This window comes from Photorhabdus heterorhabditis (genome assembly GCF_018448905.1).
In the GTDB taxonomy this organism is placed as follows: domain Bacteria; phylum Pseudomonadota; class Gammaproteobacteria; order Enterobacterales; family Enterobacteriaceae; genus Photorhabdus; species Photorhabdus heterorhabditis.
Map to the genome: position 1 here is coordinate 40,916 of NZ_RCWA01000001.1, position 26,846 is coordinate 67,761.

Here is a 26,846-nt window from a genome sequence, read left to right on the forward strand (position 1 = left end):
GTCAGTAATAAGAGTGTTCACCGCGCTGATGTTCGGTTAAGTCTTTCACTCCTTTTAGTTCAGGGAACATATTCAACAACTCTTTTTCGATCCCCTCTTTCAGGGTGACATCGACCATTGAACAGCCATTACAACCACCGCCGAATTGCAGGATAGCGAAACCTTCATCGGTGATTTCCATCAGGCTGACACGACCACCGTGACCCGCTAGCTGTGGGTTAATTTGTGACTGCAAAACATATTCCACGCGTTCTACAAGGGGGGAATCATCAGAAACCTTGCGCATTTTGGCGTTAGGCGCTTTCAGTGTTAGCTGAGAACCTAGCTGATCAGTGACAAAATCAATTTCTGCTTCTTCAAGGAACGGTGCGCTCAGTTCATCAACGTATGCTGACAAATTTTCAAATTTCAGTTCAGTATCTGTTGCTTCAACTGCATCCGGCGGGCAGTAAGACACGCCACACTCAGCGGTAGGTGTACCCGGATTGATAACAAATACGCGGATTTGCGTGCCGGGTTCTTGGTTTGCCAATAATTTGGCAAAATGGGCTTGCGCTGCTTCAGTAATATTAATCATGTCATTTGCTCAATAGTTGACTGCTATAGTTGGTTATAATACGCCCATTCTCATATTGACTACAAGGTTCGGCAAATCGCCCAGACCTGTACTGAACGGGCGCCAGCACGAATTAACAAACGGGAAATTTCAGTTATCGTCGCACCAGTGGTAATAACATCATCAAGTATGGCGACATGTTGTCCTGCAACTGGGCCACAAAGCTGAAATGCTTTCCTGAGATTGGTTTTACGTTGTGCCGCTGATAAATTTCTTTGTGGTAGTGTAGCACGCGTGCGTTGCAGAATGCTTTGCTGATAGTCGCATTGTAGCCATTCTGATAATGGCTTTGCCATTAATTTGCCTTGATCAAATCCCCGTTTCCAGCGTCTGTGCCGATGCAGTGGCACACTGAGCAGAATATTGGGTTTACACCATCGTCCATCACGATAGCCCTGTTGCCAGTGCAGCAGAAACAGACGCGCCAAAACTGACGCAAGTTGTGGGGTACTGTGATATTTATAGCGGCGAATCAGGCGGCTTAAGGGAGGGCGATAATCGGTAATCGCTATCATATTTTCCCACAAAGGTGGTTTTTTGATGCAGCGCCCACAAGGTAATGAAGTTAACTCTGAGGGCAGGGCACAGCATGGGCACATGTTTGTCAGACGTTTCAGCTGTTTGCTGCAAAAACTGCATATTCCGTGATGTGGAAACCAAAGAGACTGATGGCATAGCCAACAGTACCCAACCATTGTTAGCATAGGTTTCTTCCTTGATGGCAAATAAAGTTGAGAATAACAATGGCTGATCTGTTTTGGCAGGTTTCTGATAAAGGTTCGCGTGATCTTGTGCTGCTGCACGGATGGGGGTTGAATGCGGAAGTTTGGCGTTCCATTGAAATGCGATGCGCTCCGCATTTTTGTTTGCATCACCAAAAACGGTAATCGATACTTACGATATATTCTGGGTCATGGTGCCAGAGTAGTCATGCAACGAAGAGCTTTACGAAATGATGCTATGGGTGACCAGCTGCAAGCGGATTTCAGGTAAATAAGTCTTTTGTTTTATAAGGGATCTTTTTCAGTACAATTAACTTCAGTTGATAAGCTAACCGGTTATTCGGCTTTGCAAAAACCTAAAACTGTCGAAGCTCCTTAATCTGTTGATCGGATGAGGATATAAGGTGAAGGGGATTGTTCGTCTCTGATAGAGGTAGTTACATCTGTTATCTAATTAAAAGACAAACGACATATTTTTGCGTACTACATCTCCGTTAATGCAATAAGATCAGAATGAATCACTATTTACTTGACAATAGAGATTGTTATAAACATGGTATAAAGTTGTTTTATCCATCATTAATAAACATAATTATTTAGGTTAACTATATGAAAGAAAATATTGATAAATTGCTTTCAAACATCGCAATTATGGAGCCACAGGCAGGATTACAGGATAAACTTACTCTTGCAAGACAAGAAAATAGAAAACTGACAATAAAATTAGGCTTTGATCCGACTGCACCTGATTTACATTTGGGGCATTCGGTTGTATTACAAAAGCTTAAAGATTTTCAGGATGAAGGACATCGGATTGTTGTTATCATTGGGGATTTTACGGCTGGAATTGGTGACCCGACAGGGAGAAATAAGCTTCGTCCTCCACTAACACCTGAACAAATTAATAAAAATAGTCAGACTTATATAAATCAGCTTGCAAAGGTTATAAATATCGAAAATATTGAAATAAGGAAAAACTCAGAATGGTTTAACAATATGCCATTCAGTAATGTCATAAAGTTAATCTCTAAAATTACTCTTGCACAAATCATGCACCGAGATGATTTCAAGACCCGATTTGAATCAAAAGCACCAGTCCATTTGCATGAGATTATTTACCCGATTCTGCAGGGATATGACTCAGTTATGATTAATGCTGATGTCGAGCTTGGTGGAACAGATCAGTTATTTAATAACTTAGTAGGGAGAACACTTCAAGAAGCCTATGATAAAAAAGGACAAATAGTAATAACAATGCCATTATTAGAAGGGCTGGATGGCATTGAAAAAATGAGTAAGTCAAAAAATAATTATATTGGGTTAACCGATAATGCAAATGATATGTATGGCAAAGTAATGTCAATTCCTGACAGTGTCATTATCAATTATTTGACACTTGCTACAGACATGGAGCCAGAAAAACAATCTGCAATAGTCAGTCAACTAGAGCAGGGCCTTAACCCCATGAAGGTCAAAAAAGATATCGCTTATAATATTGTTAAAAGATATCACGATGACATATCTGCAAAGGAAGCGGCTGAGCATTTTGAGCGTGTAGTACAAAAGCGGACACCTGAAGAGGCTGATCATGATGTATTGATTTTACCAAAAGGCTCTAATATGACACTGCTGGATCTTTGTTCAGTAGCCCTGCCAACGATAAGCCGTTCTGAACTAAGGCGGCTAATTCGTTCAGGAGCTGTTCGTGTTGATAAAAGTAAAGAAGATGATGAAATTAAAAATATTGAGGTTATCCCGGGCACGCTTATATGGATAGGTAAACGATATAAATTCCGTATTGGCAGTTGAAGGAGTATTATTAAAGTAGTGGTAAAAAAGGTGTATCAGGTTTTGTTATTTTTATTAGTTTCTTTTTCCTGATACCCACTACTGTGGGTGGTTGAGTGCCTATTTCATTGCGCCAGAAATTCACATCCTCAAAAACATCAAGAACAAGTGGTAAATGGCCGTCTTGCGAATAAAGACTACCACCTGGTGTTAACCATGGATACAGATATTTGAGACAGTCGCGAGTTGATTTTTGAAGATCGACATCCAAATAAATCGCAGCTATTGGCCGTGACCAATTAACCAAGGATGTTTCAAACCACCCTTTAATAAATGTACATGAACTGATATTACCATATTTTATAATATTATTTTTTACTTCCTGAAAAGAACCTGCGAAATCACCTTCCCTAAACACCGCTTCCCTTCCTTCAATACTAATGCCATGAACTTCATTATGAAACGGAAGACCCATAAAAGAATCACAAACAACAAGTTCTCTGCCTGCTAATTTAGCCGCTAGGCTGAACTTGGCTGTACTTGAGCCTTTATAACTTCCTGCTTCCACGATACACCCCTCTCGTGATGATGGTATTGATAATATTTCTTTGATAAAAGTAAATATATCTTCTGTGCTGTGTGGGCTGATGATTTTTTTTGAAATCAAATAGTGACTGTTAACAAGGCTTTGTTTATCCAATTCGGATAAACTTAATGATTTGTCTTCCATGAAGTCTTGAATAACATAGTAGTGTGGATCTTTCCCTTCATTTATTAATTTTTGTATCATCTCGGGGAAAAAGGGGATAATTTCTTTTTCTGGTTTCATAATTATCTAGCCTCAACTAATTCAGAAAGGACACTATAATACGGATAGTCTGCATCTATTTTCTGGAGTAACTGAACAGTTCTCTCTTGTACTGAGGCCAACGTTGCGCTTTCTGCTAATTCTTCCGCTTTCAGCTTCTGCAGTGAACACCATGAAAGCGCTTCATTTAGCCCATTATTTGAGGTATATTTTATTATCCTATTAATATATTCTTTCCTTAAGAAAAATTCACAATTAATAAGGGTATAAAGTTCATTTAACTCTTCCTTAGATATAGCTTCAGCTACAGTAGGTAAACCATATGGGGCAGAAGTTCCAAATATCTCAGGACGTGGTCTAATATTCATTTCCGTCCCATCGTTACCTAAATCTTGCAGCAAAGGTATCCGCCTCAAGGCTCTGCGGTATTCAACAGTACCTATATCTGGTGTTAGTATTGCTGTGGCTAGGAAATATATAGGTAAAGCTAAAACTCGATCTAAATCAGCTAAGATGCTTTCAACTGTGTCATGAGGCGCGCCAATGATGTATCCGCATATAACTCCGATACCTGAGCCATTTAATGCATTTACCGCATTTATATTCATTTCTACGGTGGTCGCTTTGTTGTAATAATTTAGGCTTCTCTGGTCTAACGATTCAACCCCTAAAAAGACTTTTCTGCATCCAGCATCGTACATTCGGCGAGCAAGTTCTGGTGTCATTACTTCTGACCTTGCATTGCAAGTCCATGCAATATTAAACTCTAAAAGCAAATCAAGAAGTTCATGTAAATTTTCATGTTGAAGTAGATCGTCATCATGAAACTGAATTGAGTCATGACCGAATGTTAAAAGGTGTGCAATATCTCCTGCAATTAACTCAATTGGCCGGGAAACTAGTTTCCCGTGTATAAGATATGTTGAACAAAACGTACAGCGAGCTCGGCAGCTTTGTGTACAAATATAAATTTGTTGTGATTCTCCTACCGCTTTCCACCATCTCTCCCGGGACTGCCCAGCGAAGCTAGTATTACTCTGTATTAGTTCATAGGAAAAGGCTGGTGACGGAATATCCTCAAGAGATTTATCAAATACGACTTCTCCCATTTGAACTCTACCGTCCAACATGAAACACAAACCACGTGCTTCGTTCCCCACGCCAAATTCAGGATGTAGAAACAGCCTAAGAACATGCCTTAGAGCATCTCCTCCTTCACCTCTTGCTACAAGATGTACGAAATCAATTTTAGGGGCTACGGTTGGGTGTGCCCCACCAACCATGATGCAGACTTCTTCGGGGTTAAGATTGGACAGCATATTCTTTGTCCTTTCAAATGCTAGTGAATACAGGCTGACCAATACAAATCTCGCTTTTACTGGCCTTAACCAATCGCTTATGGCTTTTACCAGCTCAATGTCATCTGTAAAATTATCCTCATCGAAATATTGTATTTCAGGTTGGAAAGGTATATGCCCACGTTCAAAGTCCACTTGAGCGGAACGAGCCAGATTAAGCAATCCTAGCGAAGCATATCTAGCGGCATATTCATCCTGCCTTTTGTCAGTTGCTCCTAGTTGCGTCGTACGGAAGCCATGATGAACAAGAGCAAGCCGTGGGGAGCCGCAATCGATTGAAAACGTACCAGAGTCTCGAAGTAGAGAGAGATCTAACATTAGTTTCTCCTCATGCGCATAAAGGGCTGGGATCATTTTTATCCCAACGATCGAATTTTGGATGAGGTTGCCCAGCTAAGGTTTGTCTTGCAAAGTGCCATGATTCGACCCAAACCTCATAATCAGATAATTCTTTCTCAGGGTGAGATTTACTTCTCGCAATGAAACCAGGAAACCATCGTCGACCTGTCGGTTGACCAGTAGGACAATATCGCAGATCAAGGCTCCACCTTCCGTGCATGCTGATATTGGATAAAGATGCATGTATCATAAGTGGATGAAGGAGCACCATGTCGCCTGGTTTCGCTGGAATAGGACGTATGTTTGCGCCTATTAGTGAATCGGGAATTCCTTGTAAAACAGGGGTATCACAATGATGCACAAGCCCTTTGGTGTGGCTTCCGGGTATCACAACCAAGCAACCATTTTTTTCGGTTGCTTCATTCAGGGGTAACCAGACACTCAACATATCTGTATTATCAGCGTCTTCGGTCACAACTGCTAAATCCTGATGCCAAAAGGTTTTTCCCGTTAATGTAAGTGTGTGACTTTGAGTTTCATCTGTAATTTGTGCTTCGGGTGGTTTAATGCGCATGTGTTGTACGGGAACTGAATAGATTTCAGATCCAATAATATTTTCTTACTACGTCAAGAATTGTCTGGTTTCTCAAGAGATTGAATATTGCCTCTCCTAAATGTACCGGAGAGTCCTCCTTAATTTCGGCTTCCACCGGAGGCGTAATATCAAGTTCCTGAAAACAGTTTCCATCAGTTTGTTTCATTAACTGTAAAAGCCGATTTTCTTCGGGTGTATTTTTATCATAACTTGTAATAACTCCTTGTCCCAGCCATTGACTGGCAAGCTTATTTGCAAGCTCACCGTATTCTTTTATAACTGGTAAAAGATCCGTAACTGGATTAAGAACATTACGTATAACAACATAACCATCATTTTTGTACTGATCGATAATATTTGCATATTGATTACTAAGCATTTTTCATCTCCCAAATAAAATAAATTGTAGAGTGGAAACTTTAATGAGAATCACTCCTTTAGTTTCAAAATTTTGCTTGAAACCTCCTGAAGCTCATAGAGGGATTTAGGTATATTTTTTGGTGTGTAAATAGCAGGAGAGGGGCCACCGAAGCGGGCGTATGTGGCAGGATTACCATGAAGATGATGAACATATGACTCCATGGATACTAGCTGGCTCCCTGTATATATAGGGAAAGCATCAGCTGCTCTGTATTCAAAAATCAACGTTTTTCTTGGTTGCTCTGAAACATTAGGAGCCGAACGGTGAGGAGTAAAAGGATGTAAAAATATTGTACTTCCTGCTTTAGCTGCTAACGTAACAGGATGACCATAATTTTCTTCATCTATTTCTTCTGTAATCATCCCGGCAAAAGAGCCATCAGGAAGTGAATGATCGAAAGACCGCGTATGTTGACGTGGCAAAACTTCCAGGCAGCCATTTTCGGAAGTAGCATCATCCAGATAAATAAGTACACCAACAAGATCGTCATATTTATCTATAGAACTTAATTTTAGCCCTGTCATTATTGGATATATTATATCTTCATCTATGATATTTGGAATAATAACCAGCTTAATTGGAGGCATACTTGCTGACAATAAGAAATTCAAATTTCCTATTATATCCTCACTTTTGACTTTTTTATTCTGTTTTTTAATTTTTCCATATTTTAAAAGCATTATCCTTGTTTCTTTTCTTCTCTCTCTTGTGAACTTAGCTTACTCATTATTTGAGGTGCTATTAAAGAGTTATTTCTCTGATTATTTACCACAAAGTATTAAGATAAGATTATTTTCTTTAAACTACACGATCATTAACATAGGGTGGTCAGTTGGTCCACTAATTGGTGCATTACTTTCAGGTTATAATCATAGTTTCCCTTTCATATTGTCTGGTCTTACTGCATTGCTTCCGATGATATTTATTATAATCTACTATTCTTCCTGTTTTCATTCCTTACCTATATTATCGCAGAGTAATAATATATTACTAACAGATACCCTCAGTAATATAAAGTCTTTAAAGAATTATTTGCTTTTTCTGATAACGATTTCATCAGTACTCGGGTCTTTTGTATATGGTAGTACCATTAATTACTTATCTCAATATTTAATTGTTTATACAAATAAGGAGTTTTCATATACAGCTATTGCTGCAATGATGGTAACAAATGCTATGGTTGTTATAGGATTTCAATATCATGTTGGAAAGTATATTAAAGATGGTTATATCGGAAGATGGCTGACGGGAGGAGCAATTTTTTTTATCCTCGGTATTTTTGGATTTATTTATTCTGAACAGAACTTGATTTATTGGATAATTGCAATATTTTCTTTCTCGTTGGGAGAAATTATTTTTATCCCTGTCCTTTACTCGCTTACTGACAGTATAGCACCTGAAGGATTAAGGGGACATTACTTTGCAATACAGAACCTAGGTAGTTTAGGTGCAGCTGTCAGTCCTGTTATGATGGGATATTTAATTTCATATTATAAATCCCCTTATATTTTTCTCATTCTTATCGTTGCAATTTCCTTTTCTTATTTTATCCTTCTAGTTGTAAAACATGCCTATATAAAAAAATGGTAGTTATTTTTCATTTTACACTTTCTTTGACTTAAATCTTTTAACCTATCTCTGGTGATATTTATAGCGGCGAATCAGGCGGCTTAAGGGAGGGCGATAATCGGTAATCGCTATCATATTTTCCCACAAAGGTGGTTTTTTGATGCAGCGCCCACAAGGTAATGAAGTTAACTCTGAGGGCAGGGCACAGCATGGGCACATGTTTGTCAGACGTTTCAGCTGTTTGCTGCAAAAACTGCATATTCCGTGATGTGGAAACCAAAGAGACTGATGGCATAGCCAACAGTACCCAACCATTGTTAGCATAGGTTTTTTCCTTGATGGCAAATAAAGTTGAGAATAACAATGGCTGATCTGTTTTGGCAGGTTTCTGATAAAGGTTCGCGTGATCTTGTGTTGCTGCACGGCTGGGGGTTGAATGCGGAAGTTTGGCGTTCCATTGAAATGCGATGCGCTCCGCATTTTTGTTTGCATCTGGTGGATTTGCCGGGCTATGGCCGCAGCCAGAAGTATGGCCCGATGAGCCTCGCGGATATGGCGGATGAAGTTTGGCGACATGCCCCTGAAAATGCGCTGTGGTTGGGGTGGTCATTGGGAGGACTGGTTGCCAGTCGGATTGCGCTTGACCATCAGGATAAGGTTGCCGGATTAATTACCGTGGCTTCTTCACCACATTTCAGTGCAGAAGGTGACTGGCCGGGGATTAAGCCTGAAGTTTTGAGCAATTTCGAACATCAGTTGAGTGAAGATTTCCAGCGTACTGTCGAGCGTTTCCTTGCTTTACAGACGATGGGTACAGATAGTGCCCGTCAGGATGCGAGACTACTGAAATCCGTTGTGCTGGCACAGCCGATGCCTTCTGTTGAAGTACTGAATATTGGTTTGGAAATTTTACGTACTGAAGATTTAAGGGAGCCATTGGCTGAGCTTACCATTCCATTCCTGCGGATTTATGGCTATCTGGATGGTTTGGTGCCAAGAAAAATCCTCAACATTCTTGATGAAAAATGGCCGGGTTCAGTTTCTGCCATGATGCGCCATGCCGCTCATGCGCCTTTTATTTCTCATCCTGATGAATTTGTTGGGTTATTGGCTGATTTTGTTAGCAAGGTCAAGTGATGACTACCTCACATTGAATTGATTATTTTTTTAATTATTCAATGTCCTCCAGCGATCCGATAAACCGCCGTATCACATTTCTGTGCTTCGGGGCATTGTTTGCAACTGCCACTCAGGCAGGCAGTTGCATTGATTTTTTCCAGTTTGCCCATTACTGTGAGCTGCTCAAGCATAGCTTCAATCATCGACAGTGAAGCAGATAGCTGGTGGCTCAACAGTTTGGCATCAGCCCGTCCATTCAGAGCGACTGCATCCCTTACTTGTAACAAGCTAATCATTCTCGGCTCCTAGTGGCAGTTTCCACTGGAGCAGTGGCAACGATTTCCAGTGTTGTTGTTCAGCTTCATCGTTACGCGGCTGCGTGCCCGACGTAGGAAGAAAAACACTAATACGTTAAATATGGCTATAGTAAGGATTGTGATTAGGCTGCTCTGTGAATGTTGTGAAAAAGTCACAATCTGATAGAACAGCGCTGAGCTTGAGTAAGCTACATTCAGTCCCCATAGAATAGAAAATGTCATCCAGCCGCGGCTAGTTTCGCGGGCGATAGCGCCCATCACAGAAACACAGGGAACATACAGTAGAACGAAGATTAAATAGCTGTAAGCGGAAATCGCAGAGCCGAATTTGGCACTCATTGTTCCCATAGAACCGCTATCCATATCACCGTCACCTTTACTGGCTTCGATTGGGTTAGAAAGGACGCTCAGAGTGAAGGTGTCTTTTAAACTATCCCAGGTTTCATCAACCGCATCTTTCAGTTCACCAAGTAGGTTGAAACCATCTGAGTCAAACGGTTCATTAGTAATATTTTCCGCGGTGTACAGGGTATTTAGTGTCCCAACAACCACTTCTTTTGCCATTGCGCCGGTTATCAGGCCCACGGTTGCCTGCCAGTTATCTGGGTGAACTCCGATTGGCTGTAATACCGGTGTAATGACTTTGCTGACCGAAGCCAGCGCGGATTCGTTGATGCTATCCACCGCTTGACCTGAAAAAGAAAAGCTGTTGAGTGCACCAATAAACATACTGGCGATAACGATCACTTTACCGGCACGGATAACAAAACCTTTCAGGCGTTGCCAGGTTTGCAGAAACAGGGTTTTCAGATGTGGAATATGGTAAACCGGAAGCTCCATAACGAATGGTGAAGCTTCACCACGCATAATGGTGCATTTCAGCATCAGGCCAGTCAGGATAGCAACCATAATTCCCAATATGTAAAGGGAGAAAACAACGGTGGCACCATTTTTACCGAAGAATGCAGCGGCGAATACAGCAAAGATTGCCAGCCGTGCACCACAGGACATAAATGGCGCCATCATGATTGTGATCAGACGTTCACGTGGTGCATCTAGTGTTCTCGCACCCATAATCGATGGGACGTTACAACCAAAGCCAACAATCAACGGGACAAAAGATTTACCGGGCAGTCCCAGCACTTGCATTAGGCGATCCATGACAAACGCCGCTCGTGCCATGTAACCAGAATCTTCAAGGAAAGAGAGGAATAGATACATCATGCCGATTTGTGGCACGAGTGGTAGCACTGTGTTAATACCGCCACCGATACCCTGTGCGAGGAAAACCGTCAGCCATTCAGGGAAGCTTAATGTATGACCAAGCCATTGAACGCCGTGAATGAAAATAGCAATAGAACCACCGTCGAAAATAGGCTGTAATGCACCACCGATATTAATTGCCAGCACGAACATTAAATACATAACAACCAGGAAAATTGGCACACCTAGCCAGCGGTTGAGGATGATTTTATCGATTGCCTGTGTGAGTTTGTTTGGCATGGCTTTTTGGGTGTCGATCACTGCTATACATAACGCGTTGATGCTTTGATAGCGAGCATCGGCAATGACCAGTTCCGGTTCTTCATGTTGCTGTTGTTGCAGGCGTTCTTTAGATTCAGCCAATATTGAAGTAGCAAGACCAGAACGTTCCAGGCTGTAAATATCTCCTTCAAGCATCTGGAGAGCTAACCAGCGGCGTTGTTGAGGATTAAAATTGTCTGAAATTGCACCAGATAGCTGGTCAACTTCCTGTAATAGGCTGTCAGGGTAGCGAATCAGTGGCTGCACTGAGTTCTGTTTATGATGATCTATCGCCTGTTTCAGCTCATTTAGCCCGGTGGCACGTGTTGACACCATTGGAATAACCGGGCAGCCAAGGCGTTGTTCTAGTTCGGCAATATCAATTTGGATATGTTGGTTTTTAGCAATATCTAGCATATTTAGTGCAATAATGCATGGAATGCCTAATTCCAGTAGTTGTAGTGTCAGGTAGAGATTTCTCTCAAGGTTAGAAGCATCGACTACGTTAATCAGTATGTCAGCATCACCGCCTAGAATATAGTGACAGGCTATTTGCTCATCTAGTGATGTCTGTTCGGAAATTGTGGTGAGAGAGTAGGTTCCTGGCAGGTCAACTAATTCGATTTTATGATCCGCTGTGATAAAACGGCCAGTTTTCTGTTCTACCGTGACGCCCGCCCAGTTGCCTACACGCTGGCGCGCGCCAGTGAGTTGGTTAAATAACGTTGTCTTGCCGGCATTGGGGTTACCGATTAAGCCAATGGTGAGTGCTTTCATGTTTTCGTTGCCAAATTAAGATTAGAAATAACAGTTTTGTGGTTTGTAATGGATTATTCAGTTTCACTGAGTGTTGTCTAATGTAAGAAATTCCAAGTCTTTTTTTCTCAGAATCAGACTGACTCTACGAGTCTCAATTTGTATCGGATCGCCTAAAGGAGCTAAGCGGACAACATGAAAAGAGGAACCGGGTAACATGCCTAGTGACAGCAATTTTTGCCGGTAAGCGGGGCTTATCTTTGGAGAAAAGCCAATGATTTTGTAACTATGGTCTGGAAGAAGTTGCATATAACCTTCCGCGATGTTTGCAAGTAAGAGTGATAATCGTGTTAATGAATAAAAAGTACGATTTTTATTCTATCCATATTAATTGTAAATGGAAATAATAACTAACATTGATTTCAATATTAGTTGCATTTTCATTATTGATTATTGAAGTCACCAAGGTTGAGATTGATAAGTGAATGTGGATTTCTTCTGGCTAAAAAGATATAAAGATGCCCTGCTCTGGCAGTACAGCACCCTTAATCGAAGGTGTTTTTGTCTTTCGATGTTTCAGTCTCTCAGCAGCGATATTTATGGTATCGTTTGTATTCCGATCCTCTTAAATCCAAAGGTAATTCATTGATTTTCTATATAATGCTAACTTCATAACATTTACCGGGTATTCTAAATGCTTGATTAGGAACTATATTAGCCCCTTCTGTGACTGCTCCCCGCCGTAAAGAGGGTGCCGCAAAAGTTATCCCTTATCAGTTAATATCTTGGTTCCCATTCCAAATTCAGAACTTCTATTATGACCACATTCCTACGACAACTGATGCCTTCCGTTCACACCGGGCGTCAGTTTGTCACCGCTCAGCACCTGCCTGGCACTGGGCGAGGGTTTACGGCGTTTTTCGCTAATCTACTCCTTGAAATGTATATTTATAGTGAAAGTTTGAGGGGGCAGTGTTCTTAACATGGCAGAAATCTCCGTAATCTGAGATGCACTGCCTTGGCAGTGCATCTTTACAGGTATATGAATCTCAGCGTTTTTTTCCGAATGCGGCGGCGAGTGCATCACTCATGGCACTGTTCCCGGCTGAGGCAGGAGAGCGTGGAGTATTGCGGTTCCGGTCATTGCGTTCAGGACGGCGGTCAGCTTGGGTATTGCTGCTGCGGCGTGAGCTGGTTTCTCCCGGTTGTTCATCGAGGCGCATGGTCAGCGCAATACGTTTACGATTTAGGTCAACTTCCTGTACTTTTACTTTGACGATATCGCCTGCTTTTACCACCGTGTGGGGATCTGTTACAAACCGCTCTGACAATGAAGAGATGTGCACCAGACCATCCTGATGGACGCCGATATCGACAAATGCACCAAAGTTAGTCACATTTGTCACGGTACCTTCCAGTATCATACCTAGGCGCAGGTCGTTCATCGTTTCCACGCCTTCCGCAAAGGTCGCGGTTTTAAACTCTGGGCGTGGGTCGCGGCCCGGTTTTTCCAACTCTTTCAGAATATCGCTAACGGTTGGAACCCCAAATTGTTCTGTGGTGAAGTCTTCAGGTTTTAATCCACGCAGTGAGGAAGGATTGCCCATTAATTCTTGAAGCTTCTGTTCAGTCGCTGCCAGAATTTTTTCAACGACTGGATAGGCTTCCGGGTGAACGGTCGATGCATCCAGTGGGTTATCACCGTGACTAATACGCAGGAATCCGGCGCACTGCTCAAAAGCTTTTGGCCCAAGGCGGCTGACTTTCAGTAATTGTGCTCGGTTATTGAAGCGGCCATTCTCATCACGCCAGTTTACGATATTCTGGGCTATCATACGCGTCAGCCCGGCCACCTTAGTGAGCAGAGGTGCGGAGGCGGTATTCAGATCGACACCGACAGCATTCACACAATCTTCAACTACCGCATCCAGTTTCTTGGCAAGCAGAGTCTGGCTAACATCATGTTGATACTGACCCACACCAATGGATTTAGGATCGATTTTCACTAACTCAGCCAGTGGATCTTGCAGGCGGCGGGCGATAGAAACTGCACCACGCAGTGAAACATCCAGATCAGGAAACTCCTGGGCGGCCAACTCAGATGCAGAATAAACAGATGCTCCTGCCTCACTGACAATGACTTTTTGTGCTTTTATCTCCGGGAACTGTTTTTGTATATCCGCGAAGAAACGTTCTGTTTCGCGAGAAGCGGTTCCGTTACCGATAGCGACCAGTTCTACCTGATGTTTGATACACAACGCGGCTACGCTTGCGGCTGCTTTGGTGGTTTGTCCGGTATGCGGATAAATAGTGTCTGTGGCTATCAGTTTGCCAGTGGCATCGACTACCGCAACTTTAACGCCCGTACGCAGACCAGGATCGAGTCCCATTGTTGCACGCATACCTGCTGGTGCAGCCATTAGCAGATCTTGCAGATTGCGGGCGAACACTTTGATGGCTTCATCTTCTGCTTTTTCGCGTAAGGTGCTCATCAACTCAGTTTCAAGGTGTAGCAATACCTTGATACGCCATGTCCAGTTTACTACGGCTTTGCGCCAGCTATCTGCCGGTGCATTGTTTAGACGTAGATTAAGATGCTCCGTAATAATCTGCTCACCGTGACTCTCTTTGGGAGGTTCATCAAATTGGGGATCAGCATTCAGGGAAAGTTGCAGTATTCCTTCATTACGGCCACGGAACATGGCTAGTGCACGGTGAGAAGGGACCTGTGCGACAGGCTCATGATGATCAAAGTAGTCGCGGAATTTAGCGCCTTCCTCCTCTTTTCCTGTGACGACTTTGGCGACCAGATGGGCATTTTTCCATAAATATTCCCGAACTTTTGCTAATAATGCGGCATCTTCGGAGAAGCGTTCCATCAGGATATAACGGGCGCCATCCAGAGCAGCTTTGGTGTCAGCCACACCTTTATCGGTGTTAACAAAGGCAGCGGCAGCCAAGTCTGGTTCTTGTTGTGGATCTTGCCATAGAGAGTCGGCCAGAGGCTCAAGGCCCGCTTCAATAGCGATTTGCCCACGGGTGCGGCGTTTGGGTTTGTAGGGAAGATAGAGATCTTCCAGCTCTGTTTTACTCAGTGTTCCATTAATTGCTTCGGCCAGCTCTGGTGTCAGCTTACCTTGTTCATCAATGGATTTAAGAATGGTTTGGCGACGGTCTGACAGTTCGCGTAGATAACCAAGGCGGCTATCAAGTTGGCGAAGTTGGGTATCATCCAGACCTCCGGTGACCTCTTTACGATATCGGGCAATAAAAGGAACGGTGTTCCCTTCATCAAGCAAGCTGATCGCTGAAAGTACCTGTTGTGGCTGGGCCTGTAGCTCACTTGCAATAATTTGGCTCAGAGATTCATTCATGTTGTGTTTTCTTCTGGTGGATAGGCTTCAAATATTTGCAAAAAACCCTTTATACGTTTTAGGAGGAACAATTTCCAGTTCATGCCTAATCTTATTCTGATCGGTTACGCCACAATTCAACGAATTTATTGCAAGTTACGCTCTAATAACTGCTGTTGAATCGAATCTTTTCTTTGGATTTCTCATGGAAAAAAAGTCACGTTATTTTATTGCGCCGACTCTGCCTATTTCACATATTCGATCTCATTCACGTACCACATGGCTTCTCCTGTTGGCGTATGAACGATTACGCTGTCTCCGACTTCTTTCTTGAGTAAAGCCCGAGCCATTGGAGAATCGATGGATATGTAGTCTTTACGACCAAAAATTTCATCGTACCCAACGATACGGAAGCGTTTTATCTCTCCTTGATCATTTTCTATCTCGACCCATGCACCAAAAAACACTTTTCCGTCTTGTTGAGGTGAGTAATCAACACATCGTAGTGCTTCCAGGCTCTTGGTAAGGTATCTGACCCGCCGATCAATTTCCCGCAGTCTCTTCTTGTTATATTGATAATCTGCGTTCTCACTCCTGTCACCGAGACTCGCCGCCCAGGTGACTTTTTTGGTAACTTCCGGGCGTTCTTCACGCCATAGATAATCCAATTCTTTCTTTAGGTTGTCGTAGCCTTCACGAGTTATAAGCTTAGTTTTCATTTTAATTTGTTTTGATATATGTTCCGCACAGGAGATAAGTACAGCTTTTTGTTACTGACTTTGAATACGGTAGTCAACTCTAAAGATCCTAACGATTCAAAATAATCTCAGCAACCAACGATATTTTAAACAAGATAGAGATCTACTTTTTACATAAAAAGACACATTAATTTTCAGTCTAAATAAGACGAAGATCCACTTTTAAATAAAAAAGAGACGTTAACCTTTACCCTTCCTTTTTTTCTGGGAAATATACTCTTGTTGATATAAGAAATTCTTATTTCATATAACAGGGGTTTCAAGAGAAAACGGTATTTGGCGAACTTTTAGTTATAAAGAGCGCATTATTCTCTGTGTTATACCTGCCACTCTGAACGTTCCCCGATCCAAAAATTAACGGATCCTTGCGGTCATTCTTATACGTATGATCCATCATGGAAAAGGATATTGATGACAATGAATCAGCAAGAAACTAACGTAAGCATATTGGCGGGGAATTCACGAGCTTATCTCAATAAAGATGGTGAGATAGTTGTCGAGGCTCAACTGAAAGCCTTTGAGGCTGCGTTGCTGTTTGCCAAGCAAAGCCAAGATAAATGTGGTCAATGGCCGAGGATATCCGTGGCTTTCGATCATCATGGGATATTCCGCCTTCAGTTCCTGACAGAAAACCTCACTAATTCTCAAAAGCGGAACCCTCGCTTGAGTCATCTCCATACCTCGATCAGGAATGTATTCTTGCCGGTAACGGAAAAATATCAGATTCCGCTCAGTGAAATACGCGTTATTCACGAAGATTCAGCCAGGCAGCACCTTGTTCACATCCTTGCTTCCGGGGAAATACCCGAAATTATCACCCGACGGATGGTGTCCAAAAACCTCGCTGACGGCAAACCACCGACGTCAGACGCTTCTTACGAAGCGCCGACCCAGAAACTCACCTGTGCAGCAATTACGAAGGAGTACTTCGAGAAAGCTGCCGGCAATCACAAAGGCTTAGACGCTCTTCTGGAGGTATTCTTTGAGGATTGCGCCTGGTCGAGAGCTTTGGCATATGTGCGTGGGCTCCAGCTCAGCCACATGCTCGGTGTTTCAACCGCCATCCGTCTTAATCTTGTTAATGAAGCGGGTGATGTGAGCAAAGGCGATATAATTACTGCCCAGCAGATATAGTCAAGATAATAAGAAAATAATTTCATCTTTGTTAAGGTAGAAAATTATGTATAACTTAGCCCGACCTATATATCTGGATAACAACGCTACAACGCAATTAGATCCCGATGTGCTTCAATCTATGATGCCCTATTTTACCAACGCTTATGGAAACGCTGCCAGCAATAACCATGCATTTGGGTGGAAAGCAATGGAAGCTGTTGATGATGCAAGGAAAGTGATCTCAACATCGATAAATGCGATGAGTCATTCCGATATTATATTCACGTCTGGCGCGACCGAGTCGAACAATCTTGCAATCGCGGGCCTTCAACATCGGGGCAAGAGGGGGCATGTCATCACATCGACAATTGAGCATAAAGCGGTTCTTGATTGTTGCAGTCGGCTCGAATCAATGGGAACGGAAGTGACCTATTTACCGCCGCAAAGCGACGGGGTCGTATCCCCAGACTCAATATCTCGGGCAATAAGAGATGATACCTATCTGGTCTCAATTATGGCTGCTAACAACGAGATTGGTTCAATACAAAAAATTGAAGAGATAGGCGCAATCTGTAAGGAGCATGATATTCCTCTTCATACCGATGCCACGCAAGCGCTCGGCAAAATAGAATTTGATGTACAGCGCATGAACATCAGTCTTGCCTCATTTTCCGCGCACAAAATTTATGGACCAAAGGGGATCGGCGCACTTTATATCAATTCACGCAATAAAAACACAATACTTACCCCTCTCATCGTCGGAGGAGGGCATGAGCGAGGCTTACGCTCTGGAACCCTTAACGTTCCAGGGATCGTAGGCTTCGGTCGTGCTGTCGAGCTGTCTGTGAAAAATTTGACCGATGAGTCGATAAGGTTACGTTATTTACGGGATTTGCTTCGGTCGTATATTATCGAGAATGTGGCTGGTGTTCGGATAAATGGCCATCCCACCGAATGCCTTCCCGGTCTGTTAAATGTCTCCTTCAACGGTATCGATGCTGACTCGCTTTTGCTAGAGCTTTCTGAGGTTGCGCTGTCCTCTGGGTCTGCATGCACGTCTGCTAACAGGGCGCCGTCATATGTACTGAAAGCAATAGGGGTCAGTGATGCACTCGCTCAAGCCAGTGTGCGTTTCGGATTGGGCAGATTTAATAATGAGGACGAGATACGGTATGTTTGTCTCCGTCTGGAAAAAGCGGTGAATAAACTGCGGTCTATGGCACCAAAATTATTCGTTACTCAATGATAATTAAGATGGAGTTTGACTCATGCGAACAATGTCGGCACTTTTTCTCCTGTTCGGAACCCTGTTCACTGCGGGGGGATATGGCGCCACCTTTCTTATTTCCGCGTATTTTCGGTCACAAGGGGGGAGTGACATTGACGCTGGGACGACTCTCGGTGTGGCCTTGGTCGGCACCTTGATTGGTGTTCCTTTGGTCGGATGGTTTGCCGGGCGACTGGAAGCATCGCGACTTGCTGCCCTCGCGGCGTTTGCGATGTCTTGTGGTTATTTTCTCTTAGGCGGCTTTAGCAGTGAACTGAGTCACATCCCGCGTATCGCAGCATTCTTGATTGGACTCGGGTGGGGAATGTTCTATATCAGTGGACCCATGGCGTTGTCGGAGCGTATCACTGATACTGACAGGGGCCAATGGTTTACCCGTTTCAGCGCGTTTCAAATGGCTGGGATTTGCGGCAGTCCCATCCTCCTCGCCGTAGCGGTTGAGCAGGTAGGAATGCCCATCCGAACAACGTTTCTCTTTGTTGGCGTCGTTGGCATCCTTGCCTCACTACTGCTGGCAACCTTTGGGATCAGGGAACCCAATGGTCAACAGGAGTTATCACTGAGACCTTGGGTGAAAAAAATAACGAAGATTGCTACAAGTAGTGCGATCCGTCCCATCATAATGGTAGGTCTGGGAGGCGGCGTATTCTCTGGAATGATGTCGTTCCAGAGTTCGCTCGTCGAAGGAACTCGTGCAAATGCCAGTACATTCTTCGCGGTACATGCAGCAACCGTGGTTGTGTCGCGGCTTTTGTTAGCACGACGTTTATCGACGATGCCTCGTATCCCGTTAGTCACCGTGTTGATGTCATGCTTAATCATAGGTATTTTAGCCTTGCTAGGCATACCGATTCACCCCATGTTTCAGATTGCGGCGGGCATGTTAACGGGGATAGGGTATGGATTGGTGTATCCCGTCATTCAAACATGGGCAGTAAACGACTCTGCTCTTGAGAATCGTCATGCGGCCCTAACTTGGTTCGTTGTCGCCTACTTTGTGGGGATATTTGGATTTCCGGTAATAGGAGGGTGGATATTAGTGAGCTCGGGCAAGATCTTGTTTATTCTGGTTCTGGCCGCAATAGCTTCTCTTGAGCTTGTGGTGGCGTTATTGGGAGGGCGGTGGTTTCGCCGCATTAAGGACGGGCTGATGGCACAGGGTGAAATGCGTTAACGGTCATTCAGTGAGTATAAAAATCAGTATGTACTAGGTGCTAAATGAGCACTGAAACTTATATTCGCATACGTATACGTTCAGACCGGAATCTGAGCGATCAGCTGTCACCCACTAACGGGAATCCCCCTCCTGAGTCACGAAGTGCGAAGGTGGGGGAGGATGTCAATACCCGGATAAAAATAACATGGTTAATAGTCAACCGATTAATCATTAAAAAATTATATTGTTAATTTTTAATTTCTGATTTTTTCACCATTTTTTATATTTATGTATTTAAATTGTTTAGTGAAGAAATTTTTCTTTAAAAATCGTTAATTAATAAGCCCCTTCGATTAGCTATATCTGGCTGGTTACAGTCACCACCATCTCTTTAGCTATATTATTTCAGCGAGAAAATAAGTCGTCATTCAGAATTTATCTTTATTAATATTGATGAGTTCATTCGGCAGTATGACCGCAAATATGACATTCTATCCGCTATGGTAAAAGTAGAGGCTAAGGATGGAAAATGAGGGATCAACGAGCTATTTTTAGTTAGCTCTGTTGGTAACAGAATTTTCTTACAAGTCTGAGCATTATGCCGTTTATCTCTAATATTGATGACATAAATCGTGTAGTTTGTGACTCTGCATATTACATAATATGTATGCTGTGGGTTTGCTGATAATGAGAGTAAGTCATGAGATTTTTCTGGAGAAAAAATACTCAATATTGTTTACTATGGTAAGAAAAGATTAAGAGAAATCGATCAGCAGATATGATTCTTGGACAAATAACGGGATGCGCTGAAAATTGCCGATCAGTTCCTATTGGAAAGGAAAAAACGGTGTTGGTGTGCAGGCCCGGTTATTTGGTGAGTATGAAGCAGAAAATATTTTTCGTTTAGCCTATCCGATGAATTTGATCCCATTAACAAGTGGATTTCTATTGATTCCCCGGTAGCCAGAGCACGGATTGGTAAACTGGCCGATGAAAAAATTACCGCAAAGATTCTTATGCGGGGTAGTCGCTTACTGGATTGTAGTTATTAGCTATATACCCTATGGATTTCAAGATGGATCGCGACGGCAAGGGAGAGAATCCCCGGGCGCATAGATAACTAATTGACTTAAAATATATACTTGATCTCTATATTTGGTTTAATCTTCTTCATAATGGTAAATTTATAAAAGCATGTGGTATTTTGGAGTGTAATAATGCAAGAAGGTAATAAAATCCTTGTAGTAGATGATGACATGCGTTTGCGAATGTTATTAGAACGTTATCTGACAGAACAAGGTTTTCAGGTACTTAGTGCTGCTAATGCGGAGCAGATGGACCGCTTATTGACAAGGGAATCTATTAGTTTAATCGTGTTGGACTTAATGTTACCTGGAGAAGATGGTCTTTCTGTTTGTCAAAGACTGAGAAACCAAAATAATCCGGTGCCGATTATTATGGTGACAGCAAGAGGTGAAGAGGTAGATCGTATTGTTGGGTTGGAAATTGGTGCTGATGACTATATTCCGAAACCATTTAATCCGCGTGAGTTGTTAGCTCGTATTCGGGCGGTGTTACGCCGTCAGGCGAATAAATTACTGGGTGTACCTACTGAGGATGATCCAATTATTAATTTTGGTAAGTTCAGTCTCAATCTGAGTACTCGAGAAATGTTTCAGGGAGATGAACATATACCATTGACCAGTGGTGAATTTGCCGTGCTGAAAGTGCTGGTTTCTTCTCCTGGTGTGCCGCTGTCCCGTAATAAGTTGATGAATCTAGCCCTTGGTCGGGAATATAGCACAATGAAGCGATCCATTGATGTTCTTGTTTCACGTTTGCGCCGTGTGGTTGAAGAAGATCCGACACACCCCCGTTATATCCAGACCATCTGGGGCTTGGGCTATGTTTTTGTGCCTGACGGAAGCTGTGTATGAAACTATTGCGATTCTCTCCTCGCAGTACGTTTACCCGTACTTTATTCTTGGTTATGGCTATGCTGTTCATCAGCTTAGTCAGTAGTTATTTATTTATTGTAAATTTCGTTATCATGCCAAGCTTGCAGCAGTTCAATAAAGTATTAGCGTATGAAGTTCGCACCTTAATGGCTGAGAAGTTGAAGCTGGAGGACGGTTCTTTTCTGGTGCTCTCACCGGTAGTACGCCGAGAGATTTATCAGGAGCTGGGTATTACGCTCTATTCTGAGTCTGACGCAGAGATGCAAGGCTTGCTCTGGGCCAGGCATTATGATTTCTTGAGTGAGAAGATGAGTCAATATCTTGGTGGTGAAGCTGATCTTCGCCTTGAGATAAACAAAGATAGCCCTATACTTTGGCTTAATTCTTATCTTGCCCCTGATATTTGGGTTAGGGTTCCTCTGACGGAAGTCGAACAACATCAATTCTCTCCCGTTTTCCGCTATATACTGGCAATTTTATTATTGATGTTTGGTTGTATCTGGCTTTATATCCGTTTTCAGAACCGCCCTTTGCTGGAAATGGAATATGCTGCCAGACAAACAGGTAAAGGCATTATGATGCCAGCGGTGCGAGAAGCGGGTTCCCTGGAAGTGCGTGCTTCTATTCGCGCATTTAACCAGATGTCCGCAGGGATAAAGTTACTGGAAAGTGACCGTACAATATTAATGGCGGGGGTAAGCCATGATTTGCGTACTCCACTGACTCGTATCCGGCTGGCAACAGAAATGATGAACAAGAAAGATGCTTATCTGTCCGAATCTATTAATAAAGATATTGAGGAGTGTAATGCCATTATTGAGCAATTTATTGACTACCTCCGTACCGGGCAGGAAATGCCAATGGAATTCTGTGAACTTAATTCTATTCTCAAAGAAGTTATCTCCGCAGAAAATGGTTATGAGCAGGATATTGAAAATAATTTGTCGCTTAATCCAATAACTGTTAACGCGAATCCAATTTCCATTAAACGGGCTTTGGCGAATATGTTGGTTAATGCTAATCGTTATGGTAATGGCTGGATTAAAGTCAGTAGTGGTCAGACAAATAAATTCGCTTGGTTTCAAGTAGAAGACAATGGAGCTGGAATTAAACAGGAAGATTTGCCCCAGTTGTTTCAGCCATTTGTTCGGGGCGAAAGAGCACGTAGTAACAGTGGAACAGGGTTAGGTTTGGCTATTGTTCAGCGGATTATTGATGCGCATGATGGGAAAATTGAAGTTGGCGCCAGTTCTAAAGGGGGGTTATCTATCCGTGCCTGTATTCCGGTTGTGGAAGATCCTTTTTAAGGATCTGCGGAGATGACAGTTTTATGTCAGCCTCAGTCTGAGCTTGCATTTTGCTGTCATAAAAGTGTCATAATTAGGACATTTTGCTGTAACCAAACTAATCTATTTTCCCTCCTGCACCTTTTTTAATCTGACGACACATTTCTTTGTTGATTCTGAATATCCCATTAGGAGGGATTATGAAACTGATGCGTACCACTGTAGCCAGCATAATGGCAGCGACATTTTCTTTGACAACCCTGTCTGTATTCGCTGCCACCAGCTTGACGGGGGCCGGTGCGACATTTCCCGCACCGGTGTATGCTAAGTGGGCAGATTCTTATCAAAAAGAGACAGGTAATAAAGTCAATTATCAAGGCATTGGTTCATCCGGTGGCGTAAAACAAATTCTGGCAAATACCATTGATTTTGGTGCTTCCGATGCCCCTTTATCCGATGAAAAATTAGTTGCTGATGGTTTATTTCAGTTTCCGACGGTTATCGGCGGGGTAGTACTGGCAGTTAATATTCCAGGTATTAAATCTGGTGAATTGATATTAGATGGTAAAACTTTAGGCGATATCTATTTAGGTAAAGTGAAAAAGTGGAATGACCCGGCGATTACTAAACTGAATCCGGGAGTAAAACTGCCGGAACAGGATATTGCTGTAGTGCGTCGTGCTGATGGTTCCGGTACCTCTTTTGTATTTACCCGTTATCTTTCTAAAGTGAACGAAGAATGGAAAGAGAAAGTCGGTGCAGGTTCCACGGTAAGCTGGCCTGTTGGTTTAGGGGGTAAAGGCAATGATGGGATTGCCGCCTTTGTTCAGCGTCTGACTGGCTCCATTGGTTATGTTGAATATGCTTACGCTAAACAGAATCATTTGGCTTATACCAAACTGGTATCTGCTGATGGCAACGTTGTTAGCCCAACAGAAGACAGTTTTAGTGCCGCCGCGAAGAAAGCAGCATGGCATAAAACATTTGCTCAGGATCTGACAAACCAGCTAGGGGAGCATGTCTGGCCAATTACTTCCACCACATTCATTTTGGTTCATAAGCAGCAGAAAGATGCGGCCAAAGGGGCAGCGGTGTTGAAATTTTTTGACTGGGTTTATGAGAATGGCAGTAAACAAGCAAATGATCTGGATTATGCAACTCTGCCAAAAGAAGTGGTTGAGCAAGTTCGTGCGGCTTGGAAAACTCATGTGAAGGATAGCAGTGGCAAAGCACTGTACTAACTTGCTTGTTCTGATAGTTACTGTATTAAATATCGATTAAATTTGCAGTTTTGATTTCTCCCCCTTGCGTTGGGGGAGTTTACCCGGATGAGAATAAGCTCTATGGCCGAGCAGAAAACGGCAATAAAAGCACCCAGTAAAAATAGCGATCTTATTTTCAGCGCTTTGGTTCGGCTAGCGGCGCTGATGACTTTATTTTTGCTGGGTGGCATCATTATTTCACTGATTATCGCCTCCTGGCCCAGCATCCAGCAGTTCGGTGTCGCTTTCCTCTGGCATAAAGAGTGGGATGCCCCAGCGGAGCAATTTGGGGCATTGGTGCCGATTTACGGTACATTGGTGACATCATTGATTGCTCTGATTATCGCAGTACCTGTCAGTTTCGGAATCGCATTGTTCCTAACAGAATTGGCACCTAATTGGCTGAAACGCCCGCTTGGGGTGGCAATTGAACTGTTGGCTGCAATTCCAAGTATTGTATATGGCATGTGGGGGCTGTTCGTTTTTGCTCCGCTGTTTGCTACCTATTTCCAGCAGCCGGTAGGTCATGTCCTTTCCAGTATTCCTGTTGTGGGGGAACTCTTCTCTGGTCCTGCCTTTGGTATTGGTATTCTGGCGGCGGGTGTCATTCTCGCTATTATGATTATCCCTTATATCGCCTCAGTTATGCGTGATGTATTCGAGCAGACACCCGTGATGATGAAAGAATCCGCTTATGGTATCGGTTGTACCACCTGGGAAGTCATTTGGCACATTGTGCTGCCTTACACCCGGAATGGTGTGATTGGTGGCGTCATGTTGGGACTTGGTCGGGCGCTGGGGGAAACTATGGCGGTGACTTTTATCATCGGTAATACCTACCAGCTCGATAGTTTCTCACTGTTTATGCCGGGTAATAGTATTACTTCGGCGTTGGCGAACGAATTTGCCGAAGCAGAATCTGGTTTGCATACCTCAGCATTGATGGAACTTGGTCTGATTCTGTTTGTGATCACCTTTATCGTGCTGGCGTTGTCAAAACTGATGATTATGCGTTTGGCGAAGAATGAGGGACGTTAATATGGCAATCATGGATGGACAACCGCCTGTTAATGCCGATGCACGTAGCCATAAACAGGCATGGCGTCGTCAGAAAAATCGCTTCGCTCTATTGTTATCAATGGCAACCATGTTGTTTGGTCTGTTCTGGCTGGTATGGATTCTATTTTCCACAGTCACCAAGGGCTTCGACGGGATGTCGCTGGCATTGTTCACTGAAATGACACCGCCACCGAATACAGAAGGGGGAGGATTAGCAAATGCCATTGTTGGCAGTGGATTATTGATCCTGTGGGCGACGATTATCGGTACCCCTTTGGGGATAATGGCAGGGATCTATCTGGCAGAGTATGGCCGCCGTTCATGGCTGGCAGAAGTCATCCGTTTTATAAACGATATTCTGTTGTCGGCACCGTCTATTGTCGTTGGTTTGTTTGTTTACACTGTTATTGTGACGAAAATGCAACATTTCTCCGGTTGGGCAGGGGTGATTGCGTTGGCATTGTTACAGGTACCCATTGTTATCAGAACCACGGAAAATATGCTGAAACTGGTGCCTGACAGCCTGCGTGAAGCGGCCTATGCGCTGGGAACACCTAAGTGGAAAATGATTTCAGCCATTACGCTGAAAGCCTCGGTATCCGGCATTATTACAGGTGTGTTGCTGGCAATCGCTCGAATCGCTGGGGAAACCGCGCCGTTGCTGTTCACTTCTCTCTCCAATCAATTTTGGAGTACCGATCTGGGGCAGCCAATTGCCAACCTGCCAGTGACTATCTTTAAATTTGCCATGAGTCCATTTTCTGAATGGCAACACCTGGCGTGGGCAGGCGTATTATTGATAACCCTGTGTGTATTACTCATTAATATTGTGGCGCGTGTGCTGTTTGCCAGGAAAAAGCACTGACTGATATTTTCAACAGAGAGAGTATGAATGAACATGGCTAATGACATTGCTGGTAGTAAAATTCGGGTACGCGATCTGAACTTTTATTACGGCAAATTTCACGCGCTGAAAAATATTACGTTGAATATTGCAAAGAACAAAGTAACGGCTTTTATTGGTCCGTCTGGTTGCGGTAAATCTACGCTGCTACGTACTTTCAATAAGATGTATGAACTGTATGGTGAACAGCGGGCAGAAGGCGAAATTTTGCTGGATGGCAACAATATCCTGACGGATAAACAAGATGTGGCGTTGCTGCGTGCCAAAGTTGGCATGGTATTCCAGAAGCCAACCCCCTTTCCGATGTCTATTTACGACAATATCGCTTTTGGTGTTCGTCTGTTTGAAAAATTATCAAGAGCAGAAATGGATGAACGTGTTCAGTGGGCTTTGACTAAAGCGGCATTGTGGAATGAAACCAGGGATAAGTTGTATCAGAGTGGATACAGTTTGTCTGGTGGTCAGCAACAGCGTTTATGTATTGCTCGCGGGATTGCAATCCGCCCGGAAGTGTTATTGCTGGATGAGCCTTGTTCAGCGCTTGATCCCATTTCTACGGGACGTATTGAGGAATTGATTAGTGAACTTAAATCTGAATATACCGTGGTGATTGTGACTCATAATATGCAGCAGGCGGCACGTTGTTCAGACCATACCGCATTTATGTACCTTGGTGAATTGATTGAATTCAGCGATACAGACACATTGTTTACCACACCAAAAAAGAAACAAACTGAAGACTATATTACTGGTCGTTATGGTTGATTACGGGGC

The 26,846-nt window shown here is 43.2% G+C and carries 25 protein-coding genes and 1 pseudogene; 13 read left to right on the forward strand and 13 right to left on the reverse strand.

What is annotated here, in order from left to right; genetic code table 11:
* Position 1: 1 nt before the first annotated feature.
* A complete protein-coding gene (gene nfuA, locus EAE89_RS00195) occupies positions 2–577 on the reverse strand; it encodes a Fe-S biogenesis protein NfuA (protein ID WP_054476339.1) in 576 nt (191 codons plus the stop codon).
* 59 nt (positions 578–636) lie between these two features.
* The gene (gene gntX, locus EAE89_RS00200; RefSeq protein ID WP_054476341.1) at positions 637–1,320 is read right to left on the reverse strand and encodes a DNA utilization protein GntX; all 684 of its coding nucleotides are present in this window, start codon (positions 1,318–1,320) and stop codon (positions 637–639) included.
* A gap of 39 nt (positions 1,321–1,359) precedes the next feature.
* Between gntX and EAE89_RS23385 the strand changes: the two are divergent.
* Both EAE89_RS23385 and tyrS read left to right on the forward strand, forming a co-directional pair.
* Positions 1,360–1,488: pseudogene (locus EAE89_RS23385) on the forward strand (pimeloyl-ACP methyl ester esterase BioH); the annotation flags it as partial.
* Between the two features lie 459 nt (positions 1,489–1,947).
* Entirely contained in the window at positions 1,948–3,147 is a 1,200-nt protein-coding gene (tyrS, locus tag EAE89_RS00205; RefSeq protein ID WP_054476342.1) for a tyrosine--tRNA ligase, read from the forward strand.
* Between the two features lie 10 nt (positions 3,148–3,157).
* On the opposite strand, the gene EAE89_RS00210 is transcribed toward tyrS, so the two are convergent.
* Genes EAE89_RS00210 through EAE89_RS00230 form a run of 5 tightly spaced genes read right to left on the reverse strand, consistent with a single transcriptional unit; the run spans position 3,158 to position 7,234 of the window.
* Positions 3,158–3,955 carry a TylF/MycF/NovP-related O-methyltransferase gene (locus tag EAE89_RS00210; RefSeq protein WP_054476343.1) on the reverse strand — a complete coding sequence of 266 codons (798 nt, stop codon included), beginning with the start codon at positions 3,953–3,955 and terminating at the stop codon, positions 3,158–3,160.
* Positions 3,956–3,957: 2 nt separating this feature from the next.
* Positions 3,958–5,610 carry a B12-binding domain-containing radical SAM protein gene (locus EAE89_RS00215; RefSeq protein WP_214085158.1) on the reverse strand — a complete coding sequence of 551 codons (1,653 nt, stop codon included), beginning with the start codon at positions 5,608–5,610 and terminating at the stop codon, positions 3,958–3,960.
* 10 nt (positions 5,611–5,620) lie between these two features.
* Positions 5,621–6,205, reverse strand: a complete 585-nt coding sequence (locus EAE89_RS00220; protein WP_214085159.1) for a phytanoyl-CoA dioxygenase family protein — start codon at positions 6,203–6,205, stop codon at positions 5,621–5,623.
* 25 nt (positions 6,206–6,230) lie between these two features.
* On the reverse strand, positions 6,231–6,605 hold the full coding sequence (locus tag EAE89_RS00225; protein WP_214085160.1) for a hypothetical protein: 375 nt from the start codon (positions 6,603–6,605) through the stop codon (positions 6,231–6,233).
* A gap of 50 nt (positions 6,606–6,655) precedes the next feature.
* Entirely contained in the window at positions 6,656–7,234 is a 579-nt protein-coding gene (locus tag EAE89_RS00230) for a phytanoyl-CoA dioxygenase family protein (protein ID WP_339423021.1), read from the reverse strand.
* Between EAE89_RS00230 and EAE89_RS23390 the strand changes: the two genes are divergently transcribed.
* Complete coding sequence (locus EAE89_RS23390) at positions 7,185–8,237, forward strand: MFS transporter (RefSeq protein ID WP_339423022.1); 1,053 nt, start codon at positions 7,185–7,187, stop codon at positions 8,235–8,237. The two genes, EAE89_RS00230 and EAE89_RS23390, sit on opposite strands and share 50 nt — an antisense overlap.
* Before the next feature lie 58 nt (positions 8,238–8,295).
* Here EAE89_RS23390 and EAE89_RS00240 read toward each other — a convergent pair whose 3' ends face one another.
* Complete coding sequence (locus tag EAE89_RS00240; RefSeq protein ID WP_188093359.1) at positions 8,296–8,580, reverse strand: hypothetical protein; 285 nt, start codon at positions 8,578–8,580, stop codon at positions 8,296–8,298.
* Here EAE89_RS00240 and bioH point away from each other — a divergent pair.
* Positions 8,580–9,353: a pimeloyl-ACP methyl ester esterase BioH gene (bioH, locus tag EAE89_RS00245; RefSeq protein WP_054476354.1), complete on the forward strand. Its 774-nt coding sequence runs from the start codon at positions 8,580–8,582 to the stop codon at positions 9,351–9,353. The two genes, EAE89_RS00240 and bioH, sit on opposite strands and share 1 nt — an antisense overlap.
* Positions 9,354–9,391: 38 nt before the next feature.
* On the opposite strand, the gene EAE89_RS00250 is transcribed toward bioH, so the two are convergent.
* From EAE89_RS00250 to greB, 5 genes are all read right to left on the reverse strand, one after another.
* Entirely contained in the window at positions 9,392–9,631 is a 240-nt protein-coding gene (locus tag EAE89_RS00250) for a FeoC-like transcriptional regulator (RefSeq protein WP_214085162.1), read from the reverse strand.
* Between the two features lie 9 nt (positions 9,632–9,640).
* Complete coding sequence (feoB, locus tag EAE89_RS00255; RefSeq protein ID WP_214085163.1) at positions 9,641–11,953, reverse strand: Fe(2+) transporter permease subunit FeoB; 2,313 nt, start codon at positions 11,951–11,953, stop codon at positions 9,641–9,643.
* A gap of 63 nt (positions 11,954–12,016) precedes the next feature.
* Entirely contained in the window at positions 12,017–12,241 is a 225-nt protein-coding gene (gene feoA / locus EAE89_RS00260; protein ID WP_054476360.1) for a ferrous iron transporter A, read from the reverse strand.
* Positions 12,242–12,981: 740 nt separating this feature from the next.
* A complete protein-coding gene (locus EAE89_RS00265) occupies positions 12,982–15,306 on the reverse strand; it encodes a Tex family protein (RefSeq protein WP_054476361.1) in 2,325 nt (774 codons plus the stop codon).
* A 224-nt stretch (positions 15,307–15,530) separates the two neighbouring features.
* Complete coding sequence (gene greB / locus EAE89_RS00270; RefSeq protein ID WP_214085164.1) at positions 15,531–16,004, reverse strand: transcription elongation factor GreB; 474 nt, start codon at positions 16,002–16,004, stop codon at positions 15,531–15,533.
* A 456-nt stretch (positions 16,005–16,460) separates the two neighbouring features.
* On the opposite strand from greB, the gene EAE89_RS00275 reads away from it, so the two are divergent.
* The 9 genes from EAE89_RS00275 (at position 16,461) to pstB (ending at position 26,837) form a co-directional block, all read left to right on the forward strand.
* Positions 16,461–17,177 (forward strand): hypothetical protein, encoded by a 717-nt coding sequence (locus tag EAE89_RS00275; RefSeq protein WP_054476426.1) that lies wholly within the window; start codon positions 16,461–16,463, stop codon positions 17,175–17,177.
* Between the two features lie 46 nt (positions 17,178–17,223).
* Positions 17,224–18,405, forward strand: coding sequence for a cysteine desulfurase family protein (locus tag EAE89_RS00280; protein ID WP_054476363.1), 1,182 nt, complete (start codon positions 17,224–17,226; stop codon positions 18,403–18,405).
* Between the two features lie 22 nt (positions 18,406–18,427).
* Positions 18,428–19,621, forward strand: coding sequence for an MFS transporter (locus tag EAE89_RS00285; RefSeq protein ID WP_214085165.1), 1,194 nt, complete (start codon positions 18,428–18,430; stop codon positions 19,619–19,621).
* A 1,199-nt stretch (positions 19,622–20,820) separates the two neighbouring features.
* Positions 20,821–21,540 (forward strand): osmolarity response regulator transcription factor OmpR, encoded by a 720-nt coding sequence (gene ompR / locus EAE89_RS00295; protein ID WP_054476366.1) that lies wholly within the window; start codon positions 20,821–20,823, stop codon positions 21,538–21,540.
* The gene (gene envZ, locus EAE89_RS00300) at positions 21,537–22,868 is read left to right on the forward strand and encodes a two-component system sensor histidine kinase EnvZ (protein WP_054476368.1); all 1,332 of its coding nucleotides are present in this window, start codon (positions 21,537–21,539) and stop codon (positions 22,866–22,868) included. The genes ompR and envZ overlap by 4 nt, the downstream gene beginning before the upstream one ends.
* 179 nt (positions 22,869–23,047) lie before the next feature.
* Positions 23,048–24,088: a phosphate ABC transporter substrate-binding protein PstS gene (gene pstS / locus EAE89_RS00305; RefSeq protein WP_149616859.1), complete on the forward strand. Its 1,041-nt coding sequence runs from the start codon at positions 23,048–23,050 to the stop codon at positions 24,086–24,088.
* Between the two features lie 102 nt (positions 24,089–24,190).
* Positions 24,191–25,147 carry a phosphate ABC transporter permease PstC gene (gene pstC, locus EAE89_RS00310; RefSeq protein WP_214085233.1) on the forward strand — a complete coding sequence of 319 codons (957 nt, stop codon included), beginning with the start codon at positions 24,191–24,193 and terminating at the stop codon, positions 25,145–25,147.
* A gap of 1 nt (position 25,148) precedes the next feature.
* On the forward strand, positions 25,149–26,033 hold the full coding sequence (gene pstA / locus EAE89_RS00315; RefSeq protein WP_054476373.1) for a phosphate ABC transporter permease PstA: 885 nt from the start codon (positions 25,149–25,151) through the stop codon (positions 26,031–26,033).
* A gap of 33 nt (positions 26,034–26,066) precedes the next feature.
* Positions 26,067–26,837 (forward strand): phosphate ABC transporter ATP-binding protein PstB, encoded by a 771-nt coding sequence (gene pstB / locus EAE89_RS00320; protein ID WP_188093361.1) that lies wholly within the window; start codon positions 26,067–26,069, stop codon positions 26,835–26,837.
* Positions 26,838–26,846: the final 9 nt, after the last annotated feature.

Coding starts and splice junctions, on each gene's coding strand:
- bioH (WP_054476354.1), top strand. CDS start 8,580: ATGGCTGATCTGTTTTGGCAGGTTTCTGATAAAGGTTCGCGTGATCTT.
- EAE89_RS00285 (WP_214085165.1), top strand. CDS start 18,428: ATGCGAACAATGTCGGCACTTTTTCTCCTGTTCGGAACCCTGTTCACT.
- tyrS (WP_054476342.1), top strand. CDS start 1,948: ATGAAAGAAAATATTGATAAATTGCTTTCAAACATCGCAATTATGGAG.
- envZ (WP_054476368.1), top strand. CDS start 21,537: ATGAAACTATTGCGATTCTCTCCTCGCAGTACGTTTACCCGTACTTTA.
- nfuA (WP_054476339.1), bottom strand. CDS start 577: ATGATTAATATTACTGAAGCAGCGCAAGCCCATTTTGCCAAATTATTG.
- ompR (WP_054476366.1), top strand. CDS start 20,821: ATGCAAGAAGGTAATAAAATCCTTGTAGTAGATGATGACATGCGTTTG.
- EAE89_RS00250 (WP_214085162.1), bottom strand. CDS start 9,631: ATGATTAGCTTGTTACAAGTAAGGGATGCAGTCGCTCTGAATGGACGG.
- pstS (WP_149616859.1), top strand. CDS start 23,048: ATGAAACTGATGCGTACCACTGTAGCCAGCATAATGGCAGCGACATTT.
- pstC (WP_214085233.1), top strand. CDS start 24,191: ATGGCCGAGCAGAAAACGGCAATAAAAGCACCCAGTAAAAATAGCGAT.
- EAE89_RS00210 (WP_054476343.1), bottom strand. CDS start 3,955: ATGAAACCAGAAAAAGAAATTATCCCCTTTTTCCCCGAGATGATACAA.
- feoA (WP_054476360.1), bottom strand. CDS start 12,241: ATGCAACTTCTTCCAGACCATAGTTACAAAATCATTGGCTTTTCTCCA.
- greB (WP_214085164.1), bottom strand. CDS start 16,004: ATGAAAACTAAGCTTATAACTCGTGAAGGCTACGACAACCTAAAGAAA.
- EAE89_RS00225 (WP_214085160.1), bottom strand. CDS start 6,605: ATGCTTAGTAATCAATATGCAAATATTATCGATCAGTACAAAAATGAT.
- EAE89_RS00230 (WP_339423021.1), bottom strand. CDS start 7,234: ATGCCTCCAATTAAGCTGGTTATTATTCCAAATATCATAGATGAAGAT.
- EAE89_RS00215 (WP_214085158.1), bottom strand. CDS start 5,610: ATGTTAGATCTCTCTCTACTTCGAGACTCTGGTACGTTTTCAATCGAT.
- EAE89_RS00275 (WP_054476426.1), top strand. CDS start 16,461: ATGAATCAGCAAGAAACTAACGTAAGCATATTGGCGGGGAATTCACGA.
- EAE89_RS00220 (WP_214085159.1), bottom strand. CDS start 6,205: ATGCGCATTAAACCACCCGAAGCACAAATTACAGATGAAACTCAAAGT.
- feoB (WP_214085163.1), bottom strand. CDS start 11,953: ATGAAAGCACTCACCATTGGCTTAATCGGTAACCCCAATGCCGGCAAG.
- gntX (WP_054476341.1), bottom strand. CDS start 1,320: ATGCTAACAATGGTTGGGTACTGTTGGCTATGCCATCAGTCTCTTTGG.
- pstA (WP_054476373.1), top strand. CDS start 25,149: ATGGCAATCATGGATGGACAACCGCCTGTTAATGCCGATGCACGTAGC.
- EAE89_RS00280 (WP_054476363.1), top strand. CDS start 17,224: ATGTATAACTTAGCCCGACCTATATATCTGGATAACAACGCTACAACG.
- EAE89_RS00265 (WP_054476361.1), bottom strand. CDS start 15,306: ATGAATGAATCTCTGAGCCAAATTATTGCAAGTGAGCTACAGGCCCAG.
- pstB (WP_188093361.1), top strand. CDS start 26,067: ATGGCTAATGACATTGCTGGTAGTAAAATTCGGGTACGCGATCTGAAC.